Annotated in this window: 14 protein-coding genes and 1 tRNA gene; 5 read left to right on the top strand and 10 right to left on the bottom strand. The window is 70.4% G+C overall.

Going from position 1 to position 16575, the window contains the following annotated elements; all coding sequences use genetic code 11:
- Positions 1–127: 127 nt before the first annotated feature.
- The gene (locus tag BWI15_RS32205) at positions 128–391 is read right to left on the bottom strand and encodes a cell division protein CrgA (RefSeq protein ID WP_077018283.1); all 264 of its coding nucleotides are present in this window, start codon (positions 389–391) and stop codon (positions 128–130) included.
- 125 nt (positions 392–516) lie between these two features.
- On the opposite strand from BWI15_RS32205, the gene BWI15_RS32200 reads away from it, so the two are divergent.
- Positions 517–1287, top strand: coding sequence for a DUF881 domain-containing protein (locus tag BWI15_RS32200; RefSeq protein WP_077018282.1), 771 nt, complete (start codon positions 517–519; stop codon positions 1285–1287).
- Between the two features lie 55 nt (positions 1288–1342).
- On the top strand, positions 1343–1960 hold the full coding sequence (locus BWI15_RS32195) for an aminodeoxychorismate/anthranilate synthase component II (RefSeq protein ID WP_077018281.1): 618 nt from the start codon (positions 1343–1345) through the stop codon (positions 1958–1960).
- Between the two features lie 58 nt (positions 1961–2018).
- Here the strand turns inward: BWI15_RS32195 and pknB are convergent, their stop codons facing one another.
- The 6 genes from pknB to BWI15_RS32165 form a co-directional block, all read right to left on the bottom strand.
- A complete protein-coding gene (gene pknB / locus BWI15_RS32190) occupies positions 2019–3902 on the bottom strand; it encodes a Stk1 family PASTA domain-containing Ser/Thr kinase (protein WP_077018280.1) in 1884 nt (627 codons plus the stop codon).
- Positions 3903–4029: 127 nt separating this feature from the next.
- A complete protein-coding gene (locus BWI15_RS32185; RefSeq protein ID WP_077018279.1) occupies positions 4030–5481 on the bottom strand; it encodes a peptidoglycan D,D-transpeptidase FtsI family protein in 1452 nt (483 codons plus the stop codon).
- A complete protein-coding gene (locus BWI15_RS32180) occupies positions 5478–6878 on the bottom strand; it encodes an FtsW/RodA/SpoVE family cell cycle protein (protein ID WP_077018278.1) in 1401 nt (466 codons plus the stop codon). The genes BWI15_RS32185 and BWI15_RS32180 overlap by 4 nt, the downstream gene beginning before the upstream one ends.
- Complete coding sequence (locus BWI15_RS32175) at positions 6875–8266, bottom strand: protein phosphatase 2C domain-containing protein (RefSeq protein WP_077018277.1); 1392 nt, start codon at positions 8264–8266, stop codon at positions 6875–6877. The genes BWI15_RS32180 and BWI15_RS32175 overlap by 4 nt, the downstream gene beginning before the upstream one ends.
- A 10-nt stretch (positions 8267–8276) precedes the next feature.
- Positions 8277–8759 carry an FHA domain-containing protein FhaB/FipA gene (locus tag BWI15_RS32170; RefSeq protein WP_077018276.1) on the bottom strand — a complete coding sequence of 161 codons (483 nt, stop codon included), beginning with the start codon at positions 8757–8759 and terminating at the stop codon, positions 8277–8279.
- Between the two features lie 10 nt (positions 8760–8769).
- The gene (locus BWI15_RS32165) at positions 8770–9591 is read right to left on the bottom strand and encodes an FhaA domain-containing protein (protein WP_077018275.1); all 822 of its coding nucleotides are present in this window, start codon (positions 9589–9591) and stop codon (positions 8770–8772) included.
- 233 nt (positions 9592–9824) lie between these two features.
- Here BWI15_RS32165 and BWI15_RS32160 point away from each other — a divergent pair.
- Positions 9825–9908: transfer RNA gene (locus BWI15_RS32160), tRNA-Leu, on the top strand.
- A 96-nt stretch (positions 9909–10004) separates the two neighbouring features.
- Here BWI15_RS32160 and BWI15_RS32155 read toward each other — a convergent pair.
- Positions 10005–10727: an alpha/beta hydrolase gene (locus BWI15_RS32155; RefSeq protein ID WP_077018274.1), complete on the bottom strand. Its 723-nt coding sequence runs from the start codon at positions 10725–10727 to the stop codon at positions 10005–10007.
- Between the two features lie 103 nt (positions 10728–10830).
- Here BWI15_RS32155 and BWI15_RS32150 point away from each other — a divergent pair, with 103 nt between their 5' ends.
- Positions 10831–11412 (top strand): TetR/AcrR family transcriptional regulator, encoded by a 582-nt coding sequence (locus BWI15_RS32150; protein WP_077018273.1) that lies wholly within the window; start codon positions 10831–10833, stop codon positions 11410–11412.
- Here the strand turns inward: BWI15_RS32150 and BWI15_RS32145 are convergent.
- Positions 11409–11597, bottom strand: coding sequence for a hypothetical protein (locus tag BWI15_RS32145; RefSeq protein WP_077018272.1), 189 nt, complete (start codon positions 11595–11597; stop codon positions 11409–11411). The two genes, BWI15_RS32150 and BWI15_RS32145, sit on opposite strands and share 4 nt — an antisense overlap.
- Positions 11598–11804: 207 nt before the next feature.
- On the opposite strand from BWI15_RS32145, the gene BWI15_RS32140 reads away from it, so the two are divergent.
- Complete coding sequence (locus tag BWI15_RS32140; RefSeq protein WP_077018271.1) at positions 11805–12785, top strand: helix-turn-helix domain-containing protein; 981 nt, start codon at positions 11805–11807, stop codon at positions 12783–12785.
- 44 nt (positions 12786–12829) lie between these two features.
- Here the strand turns inward: BWI15_RS32140 and BWI15_RS32135 are convergent, their stop codons facing one another.
- Positions 12830–16525: a S8 family serine peptidase gene (locus BWI15_RS32135; protein WP_077018270.1), complete on the bottom strand. Its 3696-nt coding sequence runs from the start codon at positions 16523–16525 to the stop codon at positions 12830–12832.
- Between the last annotated feature and the right edge of the window lie 50 nt (positions 16526–16575).

Genomic DNA, 16575 nt, shown 5'->3' with positions numbered 1-16575 from the left:
GGTGATCAAACCTCAACAATCCACAGATTCAGCCGATTTCGGGGCTGAATCGGTGCACAACCTCGGGAAAACCTGGGGACAACTCGGCCGAAAGCTGTGCACAGCTGGGGATACGGGTGTGGATAACTCAGATCCACTGGGTCGAGACGACGAACCCCACGGCGATCAGGCCCATGCCGATCAGCAGGTTCCAGTTGCCCAGGTCGTTCATGAACGGGATGTCCTGACCGGCCACGTAGAAGACCACCAGCCAGATCAGCCCGAGCAGCCAGCAGCCCAGCATCAGCGGCGCCACCCAGGCGCGGCTGGAGGTACGGGGCTTCTTCGGAGTCTTCTGCGGCTTCTCCGCGGCCGACTTCTTCTTCTTTTCGCGACTGCTCGACTCGGGCACGGCTTGGGCTCCTTGTAGCGGACACTAAGGTGAGTGGTGGTCCCTCGGTTCGCGAGGCTGTCCACCAGCCACACCGACGGGTGGCCTCGGTTAGCGTAGTGCAGACGGGAGCATGGGAGTCACGAGTGAGCAGGCTGCGGCGTTTTTCGCTCTGGCGCGCGGGTGCGCCGGTGGCACTGCTGTGCGCCGGCCTGCTGTTCGCGACCAGCGCCACCAACGCTCGTGGCACCGACCTGCGTCCCAGTCGTAACACTACGCTCGCGGGCCTCGTGGAGGAACAGAGCCGCCGCAGCGCGACCCTGACCCGGCAGCACGCCGCCCTGAGCGGGGACATCGACAAGCTGCGCGCGCAGCAGGGCTCGTTCCCGCCGAAGCTGGCCAAGCAGCTCCAGGACCTGTCGGTCGCGGTCGGCACCACGCCGGTCACCGGGCCCGGACTGACCGTGACGCTCAAGGACGCGCCGCCCCAGGTGGTCAAGGACAATCCGGACGTCGACGCCGACTGGCTGGTGATCCACCAGCAGGACATCCAGGCGGTGGTGAACGCGCTGTGGGCCGGCGGCGCCGACGCAATCTCGATCCAGGACCACCGGGTGATCTCCACGACCGGCATCAAGTGCGTCGGCAACTCGGTCGTCCTGCACGGCGTTCCGTACCTGCCGCCGTACCGGATCACCGCGATCGGTGACCGGCGCAAGCTGCAGCAGTCGCTGGACGACTCGAAGTACATCGAGAACCTCCAGGACTACGTGGTGAAGTTCCAGCTCGGCTACGAGGTGAAGACCGAGTCGAACATCGCGATGCCGGCCTACGAGGGCACCCTGGACCTGCAGAGCGCGACGGTGCCGGGCTTCGCGAAGACGCCGACCGTGAGCCCGTCGAGCAGCGGTCGCTGAACACTTCGCGGAACAACTCTCCGGGCCGCTGCCCGGAGGCCCGTAAACTCGGCTCATGCCGCGCATCCTCGTCGTCGACAACTACGACTCCTTCGTCTACAACCTGGTGCAGTACCTGCAGCAGCTGCAGGCCGACACCACGGTCCTGCGCAACGACGAGGTGACGCCCGAGCAGGTCACCGCGTACGACGGCGTGCTGCTGTCGCCGGGACCGGGCACGCCCGAGGAGGCCGGCGCCTGCGTCGACATCGTCAAGCAGGCCGGTGGCCAGGTCCCGATCTTCGGTGTCTGCCTCGGCCTGCAGGCGATCGGCGTCGCGTACGGCGGCGTGGTCGGCCGCGCGGACGAGCTGCTGCACGGCAAGACCAGCCAGGTCTTCCACGAGGGCGCCGGAGTGCTGGACGGGCTGCCGTCGCCGTTCACCGCGACCCGCTACCACTCGCTGGCGATCGCCCAGGACAGCGTGCCCGACGTACTGCAGGTGACCGCGCGCACCGAGGCCGGAGTGATCATGGCCGCCCGCCACAAGGATCTGGCCGTCGAGGGGGTCCAGTTCCACCCGGAGTCCGTGCTGACCGAAGGCGGCCATCGCATGCTCGCCAACTGGCTGGCCACCTGCGGCGACCCCGACGCCGTGGCGCGCTCGGCCGGGATGGCTCCCGTCGTCAGCTGACAGCAACCAGAAGACCGCGGCACCCCCAAGGGGAGCCGCGGTCTTCTGCTGTTCGGTGCTACGGCTGCCGGCCGGTGAAGCCGCCTCCGCCACCGGGCAGTCCGATGGTCGGCGGCGGGCTGTCGGTCGGACTCGTCGGGTCACCCGACGGGTCGTCGGACGGCGACTCTGTGGGGGTGGTGGTCGGCGTGGGCGGCCCGGCGATCCGGATGATCACCTTGGTGCCCTTGTCGACCTTCTGCCCCGGCGCGACGCTCTGCGACACGACCGTGCCCTCGGGCTGGTTCGACCCGGGCGGCGCGTTCTCGTAGCCGACCTGCAGCCCGGCGCCCTTCAGCGTGTTCGCCGCGTCTTCCTGCTTCTGCTTGGTCACGTCCGGGACGGTGACCTTGACCGAGCCGCTGGACACCGTCAGCGTGAACTCCTGGCCGCTCGGGTACTTGCCGGTCTGGTCGGGGTCGACCTGCAGCACGGTCCCCTTGGCCGACTCGTCGTCCTCGGTCCTGACCTTGTCGGCGACCTTGAAGTTGCCCGGTGCGTCCTCGATCAGTTCCCGCGCGGCCTTCTCGCTCTTGCCGATCACGTCCGGCACCGAGAACGACGTGGGCCCGCTCGACACCACCACCGCGATCGTCGCGCCCTTGTCGGCCATCGCGCTGGCGGTCGGGTTCTGGCGGATGATCTGGTTCTTCGGCACGGTCGGGCTGGCCGCACCGGTCGACTGGATCTTGAAGCCCTGCGCGGTCAGCAGCGCGGTCGCCTCGGTCAGCGTCTTGCCCACGACGTCCGGCACCGCGACCTGGGTGACCTCAGGAGTCCCGCCGCCGCCCGCGGTGTCGTTCTTGTTCCCGTTGTCGATCAGCACGTAGACCAGGACGGCCACGGCGACGATCGCCAGGCCGAGCAGGAAGTACGCCAGTCCACGATTCCGCCGCTTCCGGGCCGCCTCGGCCTCGTCCAGGCCGTCGTCCGGCGGGAGCAGGTCGTTGGCCTGCGTCTGCCGGAACGCCTGGGTGGCCGCGGCCGGCGCCACCGCCGTACCGGCCATCGCGCGGGTCTCGGCCACGGCGGCCATCGGCGCGGTGACCTGCTGACCGGCGAGCACGCGGTGAATGTCCTGACGCATCTCGGCCGCGCTCTGGTAGCGCTCCTCGCGGCCCTTGGCCAGCGCCTTCAGCACGACCGCGTCGACCTCCGGCGGGATGTCGGGGTCGAACGACGACGGCGGGACCGGCTGCTCGCGGACGTGCTGGTAGGCCACCGAGACCGGCGACTCGCCGACGAACGGCGGCCGGCCGGTGAGCAGTTCGTACAGCAGGCAGCCGGTGGAGTAGAGGTCTGAGCGGGCGTCGACGGTCTCGCCGCGGGCCTGCTCGGGCGACAGGTACTGCGCGGTGCCGATCACGGCCGCGGTCTGGGTCATGTCCGAGGTGGTGTCGGCGACCGCGCGGGCGATGCCGAAGTCCATCACCTTGACCTGGCCCTGCGGGGTGAGCATCACGTTGCCGGGCTTGATGTCGCGGTGCACGATGCCGGCCCGGTGGCTGTAGTCGAGTGCCTCGAGTACGCCGGAGGTGATCTCCAGCGCGCGCTCCGGCATGATCTTGCGGCCCTCGCGGATCAGGTCGCGCAGCGTCTTGCCGGTCACCAGCTCCATCACGATGTAGGGAATCGTGATGCCGGAGCCGTTCGGGTCCGGTTCCTCGCCGGTGTCGTAGACCGACACGATGGTGGGGTGGTTCAGCGACGCCGCCGACTGCGCTTCACGCCGGAATCTGGCCTGGAAGGTGGAGTCACTGGCCAGGTCCACCCGCAGCCGCTTGATCGCGACGGCCCGGCCGAGCCGGTTGTCGACGCCCCGGCGGACGTCGGCCATGCCCCCTCGCCCCAGCGGTTCGCCTTCCTCGTAGCGCCCGCCGACGAGACGTGCCTGCGATGTCATTGCTCTGCCTTCCAACCTGCGCGGATCTTGCCTGGCCACAACACGTGCAATTCGCCCACCGTAGCCAAAGCCACGACTGGACCCCCGCTGGTTCGACACACCGTCACGGAATCATTCCGCATCGTCGTCACCGTCCGATCACCGCCTCCATCACGTCCTTGGCGATCGGCGCGGCGAGCCTGCCGCCCGCGATGTCGTCGCGCGGGACGTTGGCGTCCTCGATCATCACCGCGACCGCGATCTGCGGGTCGTTGGCCGGCGCGAACGCGGTGAACCAGGCGAACGGCGGCCGGTCCTTGGCCGTCTGCGCCGTCCCGGTCTTGCCGGCCACCTGGACGCCGCTGATCCGGCCCGGCTTGCCGGTGCCGTTCTCGACCACGTCGACCATCATCTGGGTCAGCTGCGAGGCGACCTCCGGGGTGACCGCCTGGTGCAGCGACTCCGGCTTGGTCTCCGAGACCGTCTTCAGGTCCGCGGTCCGCACGCTCTGCACCAGGTACGGCTTCATCACGTCGCCCTTGTTGGCGATGCCGGCCGCGACCATCGCCATCTGCAGCGGCGTGGCCTGGACGTCGAACTGGCCGATCGCCGACTGCGCGACCTGCGGCGGGTTCGGGTCGGCGGGGAACTGGCTGGCCACGGCACCGAGCTCGGGCAGCTGCCGCTCGCCGAAGCCGAACTTCTCCGCCTGCTCGCGGAGCGCGTCGGCGCCCAGCTCCAGGCCGACCGAGCCGAACGCGGTGTTGCACGACAGCCGCAGCGCGACGGTCAGCGTCGCGTTGTCACTGCCGCCGCAGTTGCTGCGGTTCTCGTTGATCAGCGGCACGGTGGTCTGCGGCAGCTCGAGCTGGGCGGGCGAGCGGACCTGCGACTGCGGGTTGTACTTGCCGCTGGACAGCGCCGCCGCCGCGGTCACCAGCTTGAACGTCGACCCCGGCGGATACAGCTCGCGGGCCGCCCGGTTCGACATCGGCTTGTTCTTGTCCTCGGTGAACTTCTTCCACGCCGCGCCGACCTTCTCCAGGTCGTGCCCGGCCAGCTCGTTCGGGTCGTACGACGGCCGCGACACCATCGCCAGGATCTTGCCGGTCTTCGGCTCGATCGCGACGACCGCGCCCTTCTTGCCGGCCAGGCCCTTGTACGCCTCCAGCTGGGCCCGGGCGTTCAGCGTCAGCGACACGCTCGCGCCCTGCTGCTTGCGGTTGGTGATCACGTCGACCACCCGGCGGAAGGCCAGCGACGGGTCGGAGCCGTTCAGCTGCGAGTTCTGGCTCAGCTCGATGCCGAGCCGGCCGTACAGGAACGAGTAGTACCCGGTCACCGGCGCGTACGCCGGCCCGACCGTGTAGGTGCGCTGGAACTCGAACCGGTCGTCGACCGGCTTGGACTGCGCGATCGGCGTACTGCCGATCAGGATCGGGCCGCGGTCGACCGAGAACTGCGCGTCGCGGACCCGCCGGTTGTCGTTGCGGCCGTTCAGTTCGCTGGCCCGGAAGGCCTGCAGGTAGGTGGAGTTGGCCATCAGCGCGAGCATCAGGATGATCGCGGCCACGGCCAGTCGTCGGATGGCTGAATTCACTGCTTCTGCACCGCCATGGCGATCGTCTCGTCGGACACCGGAGCCGCGGGGGTCTGCGGCCGGCGGGCCTGGTCGCTGATCCGCAGCAGCAGGGCGACGATCGCCCAGTTCGCCACCAGCGAGGTCCCGCCGAGCGCCATGAACGGCGTGGCCAGACCGGTCAGCGGGATCAGGCCGGTGACGCCGCCGACGATCACGAACACCTGCAGCGCGAACGACATCGCCAGACCGGTCGCCAGCAGCTTGCCGAAGACGTCCCGGCAGCCGAGCGCGGTCCGCAGGCCGCGCTCGATGATCAGCGTGTAGACCAGGATGATCGCGATCAGCCCGGTCAGGCCGAGCTCCTCGCCGAACGAGGAGATGATGAAGTCGCTCTGGGCGTAGAACTGGAGGATCTCCGGCCGGCCCTGGCCGAGGCCCCGGCCGAGCACGCCGCCCCAGGCCTGGCCGAACAGGGCGTTGGCGACCTGGCCGCCGACTTCGTTGAACGGGTTCTGCCAGTCCGTGACCCGCTTCTGCACGTGGCTGAAGGTCGAGAAGGCGAACAGGGCACCGCCGGCGAACAGCAGGCCACCGATCAGCAGCCAGCCGGCTCGCTCGGTCGCGACGTACAGCAGGAACAGGAACAGGCCGAAGAACAGCAGCGAGGAGCCGAGGTCCTTCTCGAAGATCAGGACGCCGAGGCTGACGCCCCAGGCGATCAGGATCGGGCCGAGGTCACGGGCCCGGGGCAGGTCCAGGCCGAGGAACCGGTGCCCGGCCAGCGTCAGCACGTCGCGCTTGACCACCAGGTACCCGGCGAAGAAGACCACCAGGCAGAGCTTGGCGAACTCGCCGGGCTGGAACGACATCCCGAGGAAGTGGACCCAGATCCGGGCGCCGTTGATGTCGACGCCGAGGCCCGGAACGAGCGGCAGCACCAGCAGGACCAGACCGGCCAGGCCGGCGGTATAGGTGAGCGCCTGCAGGCGGCGGTGGTCCCGGACGATCAGGATCACCACCAGGAACAGGACGATGCCGACCGCCGTCCAGGTGATCTGCTGCGGTGCCGCCGGGCCACGCGGCGTACGGCCGGCTGCCTCGGCGGCCGCCTTGAGGCCGAGGTCGACCCGGTGGATCATCGCCACGCCGAGCCCGTTCAGCAGCACGGCGCAGGGCAGGATCACCGGATCGGCGTACGGCGCGCGGTAGCGCAGCGCGAGGTGGGCGATCAGCGCGAGCAGGCCGATTCCGGCGGCGTAGTACCCGGTGCTGGCCGGGACCTTGCCCTGCACGGTCAGGCCGATGTTGACGTAGGCGGCGACCGAGACCGCGATCGCGATGATCAGCAGCATCAGCTCCACCCCGCGGCGGGTCCGCGGGATGATCTGGATGACCGAGGTGGACGCGTAACTCATCGCACCCCGTCGCAGTCGTCGGGGCCGACCGAACCGTTGGAGGGCGTGACGGATGGGGTGAGCGCCGGGGTGCTGGCCGGCGGCTTGGGCGGCGTCACCGGCTTGCCGCTGGCCGGCGGCGTACTCGGCCTCGGCGCCGTCGGGGTGGGGCTCGGCTTCGGGGGCGGCGCGGCGCACGCGTCCGCGGCGCGCTGCAGTTCCTCGACGATCTCCTGCGCCGCGGCCAGGTCGTCGGCCTGGATGTTGCCCTCGACCTGCTCACGGTTGTACGTCGGCAGCTTGTCGACCTGCAGCGTCTTCTGCTCGTACACCCGGGTCAGCGTGAGGCCGGGGATCTGCTCGTCGACGCCCTTGAAGATCGCCACGTAGTCGCCGTCGGTGCCGACGTAGTACTGGTTCTGGGTCCAGCTGTAGGCGAACCAGCCGCCGCCGATGATCAGCGCGAGCACGACCACCGCCAGGCCGAGCCGGCGCAGCCACAGGAACCGCTTCGGCGGGCGCGGGGCGTAGCGCAGCTCCTCGGGATCGAGGTCGCCCACTGCTCCACCGGCGCCGTCCCCGGAACCGGTCCCACCCCGTACGGCGATCGTCGGCTCGGTGCCGGTCCCGCCTTGGGCGAGCTCGGCCGCGGCACCGACCAGCTGCGCGCTGGACCCGCTGGCCGGCTCGGTCTCCACCACGTCGGCCACGACGCAGGTGACGTTGTCGTTGGAGCCGGCTTCGAGCGCGTGCGTGATCAGGTCGACGACGACGGAGTCCGGCGTACCGTCGGCCATCGCGGCCGCGATCACGTCGTCGCTGACGTAGTCGGGCAGCCCGTCGCTGCACAGCAGCAACCGGTCGCCGGCCTGTACGTCGAGGATCTGCAGGTCCGGGTCGGAGTCGGGCCGGCCGTCCAGCACCCGGAGGATCAGATTCCGGTGCGGGTGGGTGAAGGCCTCCTCCTGGGAGATCCGGCCCTCGTCGACCAGCGACTGCACGAACGTGTGGTCGTGGCTGAGCTGCTCCAGCCGGCCGTCGCGCATCCGGTAGGCGCGCGAGTCGCCGAGATGGGCCAGCCCGAGCTGCTGCCCGTCGAACATCAGCGCGGTCACGGTCGAACCCATGCCCTCGCGCTCGGGGTCCTCCTCGACCAGCTCCGACAGCCGCTCGTTGGCCCGGTGCACGGCGCCGGCCAGCGCCTCGATCATGTCCTCGCCGGTGATCGTCGCGGTGTCGAGGCGGCGGATCACCTGGACGGCGGCCGCGCTGGCCACCTCACCGGCCGCCGCGCCGCCCATGCCGTCGGCGAGCAGCAACAGGTGCGGACCGGCGTACGCGGAGTCCTCGTTGTTGCGGCGCACCCGTCCGACGTCGGACAGTGCTGCGTAGTCGAGCGACAAGGTCATGGACTCAGGCCTACTTCGCGATGTTCAACGTCGTGCGGCCGATCCGGATCGAACCGCCGATCTCGGCGGGCACCGGCCGGGTCACCCGCTGGCCGTCCAGGTAGGTGCCGTTGGTGGAGCCCAGGTCCTCGACCCACCACTGGCCCTCGGACAGGAACAGCCGGGAGTGCCGGGTGGAGGAGTAGTCGTCGTCGAGCCGGATCTGGCAGTCCGAGCCGCGGCCGATCACCACCGGGTCCTCGTGCAGGGTGGCGCCGACGCCGGCCTGCGGGCCGTCGGCGATCGTCACCGAACCCGGCAGGCCCTTCTTCTTCTTGGACGGCTTGGGCGGCTTCGGGGTCCGGCCGGCCGCCGCGGCCGCCGGCGCCAGCGCGCGGCTGTCCACCTTGGCGCCGAACAGGTCCGAGCGGATCACGGACAGCACCGCCAGGACGAACATCCACAGCAGGGCCAGGAACCCCAGTTTGATCAGGGTCAGCGTCAGTTCCGACATGGAAGGCCAGTCACCACCCGCTGCTCGGCGGCTGGGCGATCGGCTCGTCCGCCAGGCGCAGCGTCATCGTGGTGTTCCCGATTCTCACAGTGGATCCGTCGACCAGCTCGGCCTCGGCCGCGCGGCGGCCGTTGACCAGCGTGCCGTTGGTCGAGCCCAGGTCGACCAGCACGACCCGGACACCGCCCGGGCCTTCCGGCATCAGCCGGATCTCGGCGTGCCGGCGCGACACCCCGGGGTCGTTGATCTGGATGTCGGCGTCGGTGCCGCGGCCCAGCACGACGCCGGGCGGGTTCACCGGGCGACGGCGTCCGTTCACCTCGAGCATCACCTGCGGGTGGCCGCGGCGGATCGGCTGCGGCGCGGCCGGCGGTGGCGTCGGCGCGCTCTGCATCACGGTCTGCCCCTCGTCGGCGTACGGGTCCGGCGGCGGAGGCGGCTGGGGGCGGGAGCGCTGGGGCGTCCCGACCGTCTGGCTGACGACACGGAACTTGCCGGTCGGCAGGTCGTCCTGCTGGGTCAACTCGATCTCGATCGGTCCGGAGAAGGTGTAGCGCTGGATGTCCGCGTGGTCGCGGAGTTCGTTCGCGAGCTCGTGGTTCAGGGTGCGGCCGTAGGCGTTCAGCCGCTCGAAGTCCTCCGGGCCGAGCTCGATGGTGAAGTGGTTCGGCACCAGCCGGCGGTCGCGGGACAGGATCCGGGCGGTGTTGTCGATCTCACGCTTGAGCGCGGCGGCCAGTTCGATCGGCTCCACGTCACCCTTGAACGCGCGCGCGAAGACACCGCTCACGATGCCCTCCAGGCGTCGTTCGAAGCGCTGCAGCGGTCGCACGCGTCCTCCTCCACGTCGGTCGTCGGCCCGGCACCAACGATCGTGCTTGCCGTTCGGCGCCTTCGGCAGGCTCGCCGTACGTCGTGGCCTCCGAGTCGGCAGGGCCACACCGGTACGACGATCGATCGTATCGGGAGGTTCGACCCAACCCGCAATGCAAGAGTCGGTGAAAAGACATGCTAGTGTTTTCCCTCGGTTGGGGATGGCGCTTCGAGAGGCCGGAAACAGCCAGCGCGCGGGTGGCGGAATAGGCAGACGCGCACGGTTCAGGTCCGTGTGCCCGAAAGGGCGTGGGGGTTCAACTCCCCCCTCGCGCACAAGCAGCACCGAAGTCCCGGTCTCACCCGACCGGGACTTTTTCTTTTGGCCGGGCTCTCGGGTTGCGGTGAGAGAGCTCTGTCACATCGGCGGGATCAGCCCAGCCTGAGCAACAGCTCGGAGAGCTCGGCCGGCATGGTGATCATGCAGTCGTGGCCGGTGGGCAACTCCCAGATCTGCGCCGGGCTGCCGTTGGGTTGCACCGCGGGGACCGGGCGCCGTTCGAAGCCCTCCGGCGCGACGGTGCAGTGGATGTGCGTCCGGGCAATCTTGTGCACGTCCGGGTTGTCGAGTCGGACCGGCTGCTGGAGGCAGCGCACCGGCTGGTCCGACAGCAGCGTGCGCAGCCAGGCGACGTCCGCCGGGTCGGTGACCCCGAACAGCCCGAACGGTGGCGGCAGCTCGGGCATCGGCGGAACCCGCCAGCCGCTGTCGGACGCCGTGGCGAGGTCGATCAGCGTCTGGGTGACGGGCATGACGTCGACCGCGCTCTCGCCGTCGTTCGGGACCATCGCGTCGAGGTAGACCAACTGGGCGATCCGGTCGGGCACCTGGTTGGCCACGGAGGAGATGACCAGCCCCGCGTAGCTGTGTCCCACCAGCACCACCTCGGTGAGGTCCTGCTCGACGATCAGCCCGACGACGTCGTCGACGTGGGTATCGAGCCCGACCTCGGGTCCGAGCAGGTGCGCCTTGTCGCCGTAGCCGCTGAGCGACGGGGTGAACACCTGATGCCCGGCCGACACCAGCCAGGGCACAACCCGCTCCCAGCTCTGTCCGTTGTGCCAGGCGCCGTGCACCAGCAGGTAGGTCGTCATGCTTCTCGCTCCGTCCATCGCCGGATCCCGTTAAACGGGACGCTGTCCCGTTTAACGATATGGGACACTGTCCCGGTTAGCAATCACGGCAGAGGGCGGTGCGGTGAACGTCAGTGAAGCGGCGGGCAAGCAGGCCCGGCCCAAACGCGCGGACGCGCGACGCAACGAGCAGACCCTGCTGGACGCGGCCGCCGCGGTGTTCGTCCGCTCGGGCGTCGAAGCGCCGATCCGCGACATCGCGGCCGAGGCCGGCGTCGGGACGGCCACGATCTACCGCCACTTCCCGACGCGCGCGGATCTGATCGTCGCGGTCTACCGCCACCAGGTCGAGAGCCTCGCCGCGGCCGGTCCCGATCTGCTGGAGAAAAGCGCCACGCCGTACGCCGCGCTGGAGCGTTGGATCGACCAGTTCGTCGATTTCGTGATCACCAAGCAGGGCCTCGCCGCCGTGCTGCAGTCCGACGATCCCTGCTACGACCCGCTGCACTCCTACTTCCTCGAACGGCTGGTTCCCGTCTGCACGCAGCTGCTCGACGCCGCAGCCGACGCCGGCGAGATCCACGCCGGGCAGGACGCTTCCGAGCTCATGCGCGGAGTCGGAGGCCTGTGCGCGGGCGCCAGCAACAATCCCCGGTACGACGCCCGCCGGCTGGTCGGACTGCTGATCGCGGGGCTGCGGGCCTAGCGGAAGATCCGCTGCAGCCTGCCTCCCGAGGTCGCCCGGTGCCGGGCCGGGCGGGTGTCGGCGGTCGGGGTGGAGTGGCGCGGGTCGCCGCGGTGTGGGGTGGTGTGGGCGCCCATCAGCATCCAGGCACCGAGCAGGGCGGCGGCGATCAGGCCGAGGACTCCGAAGAAGTCGGTCACGGTCATTGGGGATCTCTCTCAACGGGCTCGGGCGGGAAGCGATTGGCGTTACACCGGGAGGGACGGTGCGGGCGCCCGAACGTGATGGCACTCTCGTGCCAGGAGTGCCAGGGCCTGCAGGTGGCCCAGCTGTGCCGGATGCTGGACCGCCCTGCTCGCCACTGCGCGTACGGCCTGATTAGGTGGTGCTTCGAGCACTGGAGGTGGGGCGGGATGCAGGACGGTGCGTTGCTGGATGCCCGGGAGGAGCAGGCGTACCGGTTGCTGGTCGGGCTGTCGGTCGCCAGGGCCGCCGAATTGGCCGAGGTCGCGGAGCTGCCGCAGCAGGAGGTCGTCGAGCTGCTGCAGCGGCTGCAGGCCAAGGGACTGGTCGCGGTGCTGCCGGGCGACGACGACCCGGTGTTCCGCCCGCTGCCACCCGACGTAGCCCTCGGTACGACGCTGCTGCGGCGCCAGGAGTCGCTGGAGTCGGCCCGGCAGACCGTGGCGTCGCTGAGCGAGGAGTTCCGGGCCAGCGCGAGCCGCCGGGACGCGCACCACCTGGTGGAGGTCATCGTCGGAGCCGGCGCGCTGCGGGATCGCCTGCGCGATCTGCAGGAGTCGGCGCGCGAGGAAATCCTCTGGTTCTGCCGGGCGAACCCATTGGCCATGCAGGGCGCCGAGAACACCGAGGAGTACGGCGCACTGAGTCGCGGCGTCCGCTACCGGGCCATCTACGAGCGGGCCCTACTGGAGACGCCTGGCGAGCTGGACACCATCGCCGAGGGCATCAGCTGGGGCGAGGAGGCCCGGACCCTGCCACACCTTCCGGTCCGGCTGGCCATCGTGGACCGGGCGACCGCTGTCTGCCCGCTGGTCCGCGACGACGAGGCGGGGATCGGGGAGCCGACCGCGGCGATCATCGGCCGCGGCCAGCTGCTGGACGCGTTGCTGGCGCTGTTCGAGAGCCACTGGGAGGCAGCCACACCGGTCAAACTCCAGCCGGACGAAGCCGAGGACGGCGAAGGGCTGGACGGATCTGAGCGGTTCCTGCTGTCGCTGATGGTGGCCGGCGTACCGGACAAGTCGATCGCGTCGCAGCTCGGCATCAGCCGCCGTACGGTGCAGCGGCGGCTCGACCGGATGATGGCGCTGGCGGGTGTCGACACCCGCACCGGGCTGGCCTACCAGGCCGCGATGCGCAAGTGGTTGTAGCGGTACGGCCCGGGCAGGTCGACTGCCCGGGCCGTACTGACCGACTACTTGAGCCCGTAGGCCCGGATCACCGTCTGGGTGACCTTGTTGCCGGCATTGTCCGCCGCGGAGACCCGCAGCGAGACCGTGCCCTTGCCGGCCGGGACGACCGCCACGTAGTGGCCGCGCGCACCGACGGCGATGATCCGCCGCCAGCTCTTGCCCTCGTCGAACGACACCTCCGCCTGCAGTGACGTCGACCGCGCCGCCGGAGCACCCGCCTGCTGCTGCACGGTGAAGCCGACAACGTGCCCCCGGCCCGGCGCCCGGCCAGTCAGGTCAACCGGTACGTCGTACCCGACCTGCAGCAGCGGCAGCGCCGCAGCCTTGTCCTCGGAGGTCTTCTTCGACCGGAAGTCCCACGCGGTCTGGGTCTTCGTCGCCCAGTTCCACTCGCCTTCCTCGTCCTGCCGCTCGGTCGCCAGCTCCAGCCGGTACGCCGCGTCGCCGCTGGTCGTGGTCACGTCCTGCCAGGCGTCCGGCAGCTCGGCGACAACCGCGCCGTTGCGCTTGAGCACCGCGGACGCGGACGTGGTCTCGCCGACCGTGAAGTGCCCGGCGGCGTCGACGAACGACGGCACCCGCAGCGAGAACCGGTCAGCGGTCCGCGTCGACACCACACCGGGTGCGGCCGCCGGACGGACCACCGGCTCGAACCAGCTCTCGCTCGACGAGCCCACCGAGTAGCTGCGCGGCACCGACGTCATGCCGCCCCGCAACGGGTTCATCGTGTCCCACGTGTAGAGGTGGTGCACCCGGTGCTGCCACAGGGAGTCGCCCGCGCTCACCCACTCCTCGCGCACCTTCGGGGCCTGGACGAAGCGCTGCGAGTCGTTCCAGGAGTAGTCCTGCCACGGCCGCCAGCCGAACCGCTGCTCCTTGGCCCAGCCGAAGCCGCCGTTGTCGGCGTACGAGGTGTTGATCCGGGCGCTGTTCGCCGCGGTGACCCGGTAGTCGATCTTGGCCGGGATCTGGCCCTTCGACACCTGGAACACGTCGTACAGGTAGGGGCTGGAGGTGGTCAGGGTCAGGTCGATCGTCGCGCGACCGGCCTTGGCCCGGTTGACCAGCTTGGCGCCGTCGGCGGCGGTGGTGACCATCGCCGGGATCGGCTCCCGGTCGCCGACCGGACGCCAGACCGTCCAGGCCGACCAGTCCGCCGGCCGGTACAGGATGACCCCGGCCGCGCCGGCCTTCGCCGCCGCCGCGATCTGGTCCTGCTCGCTGCCGTTGCCCCAGCCGTCCTCGCTGGAGGGCAGCACGGCGACAGCTCCCTTGACGCCCTTCAGGTCAGGGCCAGGAGCAACCAGGCTGAACCGCTTCCTGCCCTCGTACGACGGCGACTGGTGCAGCAGGTTGATGTCCATCGGACCGGAGATGCCCGGCACCGACGCCTGAACCAGCGGCGCGACCAGCTGCCAGCGGGACGCGAACTCGAAGCTGCCGCCCTGGACCGGCTTGGTCGGCGTGACCAGGACCTGGTCGACCGTGCTGAAGTGCATCACGCCGTGGGTGATCTTCCGGCCGTTCGGGTACTCGCGGTGCACGTAGTAGCTGAGCACCGCCTGCTGCTCCGACGGCTTCGGCGTGTGGATCGTGGTCGGCGCCGCCTTGCGGGCGTCGACGACGATCTCCCGGTCGCCGGTGACGACGATGTTCGGGTCGGTGATCAGGGCGGCCTTCTCGTTCTGCGGGTCGCCGTTGTCCACCAGCCCGTGCATCAGGTAGGTGCCCTCCTCGACCTCGGCCGTGAAGGTGCCGCCGTTGTCGAACCAGCCCAACGTGTCCGAGCGCGGGTTGTCGCCGTACAGGGAGACGACCGGGACGCCGGTCGGCTGACCGTTCAGGTCGATGCCGCGGAAGGTGACCTTGTGCTTCGGGCCCGACTTGAGCGCGCCGACCGCGGTGCGGACACTGACGCCGTTCGCGCCGGTGGCGACGACCCAGCCGCTGAACAGCCCGCGCTCGAGCTTGGCCGGGTCGAGCGCCAGCGGTACGTCGGCACTGCCGCCGGCCGGAACCGTCACGGTCGCCGGTACGCCGAACGCGTCGGTCTCCGGCTGGTGGGTGTCGAGGTTGTCGACGTCGACCGCGACGTTCAGCGTGATCGCCGCGGCGGTGTCGTTGCGGTAGGTGATCGTGCGCGAGGTCGGGGCGCTGCCGGTCACGGCCAGGCCGAAGTCGGCGACACCGGTCGCGTCGACCTTCTGCGCGACCGCGCGGGCGACGTCCACCCGGCCGGTGCCCTGGGCGTAGACGCTCAGGTCGGGCGTCGTCTTCGCCGTACTGGTCAGGGCGTCCTTGAGCCGGCCGGCCTTCCAGTCCGGGTGCTGCTGGGCCAGCAGGGCCGCGGCGCCGGCCACGTGCGGCGTGGCCATCGACGTACCGGAGGCCGCGGTGTAGAGGTCGTCCAGGGGCGCGCCCATGGCGGTGCCGCTCGCGCGGGCAGCGACGATGTCGACACCTGGGGCGGTGATCTCGGGCTTCAGGCCGGAGTCGCCGACCCGCGGGCCCCGGCTGGAGAAGTCCGCGAGCGCGTCGTTGCGGTCGACCGCGCCGACGGTGAGCGCCGCGGCGGCAGCGCCCGGCGAGCCGACCGACTCGTCCGCGCCCTCGTTGCCGGCGGCCACCACGAACAGTGCTCCGGACGCCGCGGTGATGTCGTTGATGGCCTGGCTCATCGGGTCGGTGCCGTCGGTCGGGCCACCGCCGAGGCTCATGTTGACCACCTTGGCGCCCTCAGCGACCGCCCACTCCATCCCGGCGATGATCCAGGACTCGAAGCCGGAGCCGTCGTCGCCGAGCACCTTGCCGACCAGCAGGTCGGCCTTCGGGGCGACACCCTTGCGGGTCCCGTTCGCGCCCGCACCGGTGCCGGCGATCGTCGCCGCGACGTGCGTGCCGTGGCCGAAGTGATCCTCGGTGCCGGTCGGGCTCTCGGAGAAGTCCTGGGCCTTCTGCACCTTGCCGGCCAGGTCCGGGTGGTTGCCGTCGACACCGGTGTCGAGGACGGCGACCTCGACGCCGCTGCCCTCGTATCCGGCCTGCCAGGCGGCCGGCGCGCCGATCTGCGGCACGCTCTTGTCGAGCACCGGCTTGACCTTGCCGTCCAGCCAGATCTTGGCGACGCCCTGGTCGAGGGTGCGGGCGGTGGTCGCCGCGGGCTTGAGCGACTCCCACAGGCTGGGCAGCTCCGCCTTCGCCGCGGTGAGCGCCGCGCCGCCGATCGAAGGCAGCGGGCGGGCGTCCGTCGTACCGGTGAGGGACTGGACGCGGGCTCCGTCGGCGTAGCGCACGATCAGGGGGAGGCCGGAACTGGCCGCGTCGCCGAAGCCGTCCGCGAGCAGCTCGTCGACGTCGAACAGGTCGGCGTCGACCATGCCCGACGAGACGTACGGGACGGCGTCGCTCGGCAGGACCCGCAGACCGCCGTCCACCTCGACGGTGTGGAACGCGATCCGCTCCCGGCCCGGCGCGGGCTGGACGGTGGCGGCCTTCTTGCCGGCACCGGCGTCGGTCACCTCGACGACGTCCCCGGTGATCAGGGTGACCTTCTGGGACTTGCCGGCCTGGACGGCGGCTGACGGCTCGGTCGCCGGGCCTGGTGGTGCCGCGGTGGCGGTCAGACTCGACGTACTGGCCAGAGCGAGTGCGGCCGCGAGGATGGCGGCGCGACGCTTGCTTGCAGACTGTGATGTCATCGGGCGGACTCCTTCAGAGGCTAGGGGCAGGCTCCTCTGCCTTGGAGTGT

The sequence above is a fragment of the Kribbella sp. ALI-6-A genome (assembly GCF_001984195.1).
In the GTDB taxonomy this organism is placed as follows: Bacteria; Actinomycetota; Actinomycetes; order Propionibacteriales; family Kribbellaceae; genus Kribbella.
The sequence above is the reverse complement of the archived record's forward strand: the minus strand, read 5'-3'. Positions and strand labels throughout refer to the sequence as shown.